This window comes from Micromonospora sp. LOL_023, from assembly GCF_048060115.1.
In the GTDB taxonomy this organism is placed as follows: Bacteria; Actinomycetota; Actinomycetes; order Mycobacteriales; family Micromonosporaceae; genus Micromonospora_E.
This window is the reverse complement of the sequence record NZ_JBHMIM010000133.1, coordinates 1-3,683: the sequence shown is the minus strand read 5'-3', so window position 1 is coordinate 3,683 and position 3,683 is coordinate 1. Positions and strand designations below refer to the sequence as shown.

Sequence of the window (3,683 nt, the reverse complement as noted above, 5' to 3'; positions counted from 1 at the left end):
TTCGCCGTCTACCGCATCTAACAAACCGTGATCAAATCAGGCATAGAGGAACAACGCCGGGGCCGTGGGTTGTGCAGGGGAACGACCTAGGCAGGGCCGGACAGCACCGTCAGACGGTGGCAGCGGGCAGCCGGAAAGTCAGTCGACCCAGCCGCACTTGCGGGAGAACCGGAGCAGATGTCCGCGCAACTCGACAATCTGGGCACCGGTGAGGTACGGCGCATCGGACAGCAGCAGCTCAGTGATCCGCTGCAGATACTCCGGCTCGGAAAAGATTTCGCAGAGCTCGTCGTCACCGCCTTCGCCGGACGTACCCGCCGCCCGGCTGATCACGCCGCCGATGGGAGCGGCGACATCATCGATGATCTCGACGTCGTACGCTTTGGGACCACGCCCGCCGTCGATCACCTTGAACGACACCCGGGTGCCGGTAGCCACCCGGATCCCCCGTTGGGTCAGCTCCCCGGCGTGAACGAAGACGTCGTCGCCGCCATCGTCCGGTGCGATGAACCCGTACCCACGGCCCTCGTCGAACCGCACCACCCGACCGACACCCATGCCAACTCCTCCTACCGAACCACCTCGACCGCCACCGGCCGTCGATCACCGAAACCCGTACGGACCAACCACCGCCGGAGGCGTGCCCGTCACACTCCTCGTTGACAGTGTGGCACTCCCGTTACCTCTCAGTGTGCTTCAGCGAGCACCCGACCCACGCGCGCCAACAGTTGTCGGCCCCGCTACCACCTGCGGCCGGTCGAACCAGACAAGATTCTCGCTCGCATGGGATGTCACCAGCCAGCGACCCACCGACGAAGACCTCAACGGGACCGGCCAAGTTCCCCGTCCAGCAGCTCGAACAGCTCCTCGGCGCTCGACGAGCCCAACTCGTCGGCAGACGACCCCGCCCCGTCGGAAGGTGGGGCCAGCCGTCCCGCCAGTGCCTGCAGTCGTGCCGCCACCGCCATGCGCCGCTCGTCACCAGGATCGACCTCGGCGAGCGCCGCTTCGAGAGTCGCCAGATGCTCGCCAATCCGGCGGGACTCGGCGGCGCCGAACTCGTCGGTCAGGTGGTCCGCGACTGCGGCGACACTCGGATAGTCGAAGATCAGCGTGGCCGGCAGCTTCCGCCCAGTCGCACCGGTCAGCCGGTTACGCAGCTCCAGCGCGGTCAACGAATCGAATCCGATGTCGAGGAACCCCTGCTCGACGGAGACCGCGTCGGCCCGATCATGGCCGAGCACCGCCGACGCGTGTGCCCTTACCAGATCGAGCAGTACGGCGCGACGCTCTGTCGCCGGCATGTCGGCAAGCCGATCTGCGCCGTCGGTCGCCACCGGTGCGGTACCCGAACCGGCCGGGGCACCCGTGCCCGCAGACGGCGCCGTCGAGGTGACGTGCGGTCCGGCCGGCACAGGCGGGACCGGGCCGGTCAGGCCGAGGAACACCGGCGCCGTCGCCCAGCCCTCGGCACGCAGCGCCGCGACGTCGAACTTGGCCGGCACCAGCACGTCGTCGTCGCTGGCGAGCGCGGTGTCCAGCAGCGCGAGCCCTTCCTCTGCCGACAACGGCAGCAGTCCGGACCGGGACAGCCGACCACCATCTGAGGTGGATGACCGAGCGGCCATGTCGTCCCCGGTCTCCCACCGGCCCCACAGCAGGGACTGTGCTGTCAGCCCGGATGCGTGCCGGTGCTCGGCGAGCCCGTCGAGGAAGGCGTTGGCCGCCGCGTAGTTGGCCTGCCCGGCCGCACCGCCGACACTGGCGACCGACGAGAACAGTACGAACGCAGCCAGTTCGCAACCGGCGGTGAGTTCGTGCAGATGCCAGGCAGCGTCCACCTTGGCTCGCAGGACAGCGGAGATCCGCTGCGGGGTCAGCGCCGTCAGCACCCCGTCGTCGAGCAGGCCGGCCGCGTGCACGACCGCAGTCAGCGGGTACGCGGCCGGCACCCCAGCCAGCAAATCGCCGAGCGCGTCGCGGTCAGCGACGTCGCAGGCCACGACCGCGACCTCGGCACCCATGCCGGTCAGTGCGGCCGTCAGCGCGGCGGCGGCCGGTGCCTGGTCCCCCCGGCGGCTCACCAGCAGCAGACGCCGTACGCCGTACGTGGCGACAAGGTGACGGGCCACGACCGCGCCGAGACCACCGGTGCCGCCGGTGATCAGCACTGTCCTGTCCGGCGGCAGGACGCGACGCGCGGACGGCGGTGGCATCGGCGCCACGGCCATCCGGGGCACCAGCAGCTGCCCGCCCCGGATCGCCAACTCGGTCTCCCCACTGGCCAGTGCGGCGGCGAGTACCTGTTCGGACTCGGCCCGCCCGTCCTGGTCGACCAGGAGAAACCGGTCGGGGTTCTCCGCCTGCGCCGCGCGGACCAGCCCCCACACCGCGGCGGCTGCGAGGTCGACGTCGGGATCACCCGCTCCTCCTCCGGCCGCCCCACTCCCCGCCCGCACGCTCACCGCGCCCCGCGTGACGATGGCCAACTTGGCTGCCGCGTACCGTTCGTCGGCGAGCCACCCGCACAACGCGTCGTGGATCCGCGTCACGCTCCGGTGGGTCGCCGCGACCGGATCATCCGCCGGCAGTTCATCGGCGGGCACGCAGCGCAGCACAACCGGCACCGGATCGAGCTGTCCGGATAGCCGGGCGTCCCATTCGAGGTACGGTACGGCGTCCAGCGCCGGCCGAGGCCCTGCCTGCCACCGCAGTCTGTGGACGGCCCCGGCCGGCTCGCTGGTCGACAGCAGCGGCCGGGCCACGATCGTCTCGATCTGGGCGACGGGCTCCCCCGCCAGGTCGGCGAGCGTCAATGACAGATCGTGTTCACCGACGCGGGCGATGCGTGCCCGGACCGTCTCGACACCGGACTGACACAGGGTGACCCCCCGCCAACTGAACGGCACCTCCACCGGCCCGTCACCGTCGAGCAGGACATGAGTGGTCGCGTCGAGCACGGCCGGGTTGAGGGAGAACCGGTCCATGGCCGCGTCGGCTACGGACACCTCGACGAAGACCTCCGTACCCCGGCGCCAGGCCGCCCGTACTGCCTGGAACGACGGGCCGTATCCGAGGCCGCGCTCGCTGAGCCGACCGTACAGGGCGTCGATCGGCAACGGTACGGCGTCGTGGGGCGGCCATTCGTCGAACCGTGGCCCTGGTGGCGGGCTGCCCGGCGGGCCGGCGGGCCGGACGCTGCCCGACGCGTGCTGACGCCAGGCGACGTCCCGCGCTTCGCCGCGGTCCCGGGAGTACACGCTCAGCTGCCGTACTCCGGCCGCGTCGGCGGCGGTGACGACGACCTGGACGTCCGCGCCGCCTTGGCCGAGGGTCAGTGGCGCATGCACGGTGAGTTCGTCGATCCGCACGCAGCCGACCTCGGCCGCGGCGGACAGGGCCAGATCGATGAAGCCCGCACCGGGAAAGAGCGTCTGCCCATCCACCTGGTGGTCGGTCAGCCATGGCTGGCTGGTCGGGGTCAGCCTGCCGGTGAAGTGCACCACGCCCGGTTCCGGGGTGCTCAGCCCCGCGCCGAGCACCGGGTGACCGATCGCGTCGAGGCCGAGAGCGGCGGGGTCACTCGCCCAGCTCCGGCTGCTGATCCAGTAGCGCTGGTGGTCGAAGTGGTGCGTCGGCGGCTCCACCCCCCAACCCACCGCAACATCCCCCGGCGCCTCCTC

At 70.9% G+C, this 3,683-nt stretch carries 2 protein-coding genes; both read right to left on the bottom strand.

All coding sequences use genetic code 11. The annotated features are described in order from the left end of the window. Positions 1 to 138: 138 nt before the first annotated feature. Positions 139 to 558: a cold-shock protein gene (locus tag ACFHVL_RS30915; RefSeq protein WP_416632146.1), complete on the bottom strand. Its 420-nt coding sequence runs from the start codon at positions 556 to 558 to the stop codon at positions 139 to 141. 263 nt (positions 559 to 821) lie between these two features. After that, on the bottom strand, positions 822 to 3,683 hold a 2,862-nt coding region (locus ACFHVL_RS30910), incomplete at its 5' end, for an SDR family NAD(P)-dependent oxidoreductase (protein WP_416632144.1).

Bases quoted from the DNA above. Each gene is read 5' to 3' on its own strand.
- ACFHVL_RS30915 (WP_416632146.1), bottom strand. From the start codon at position 558: ATGGGTGTCGGTCGGGTGGTGCGGTTCGACGAGGGCCGTGGGTACGGG.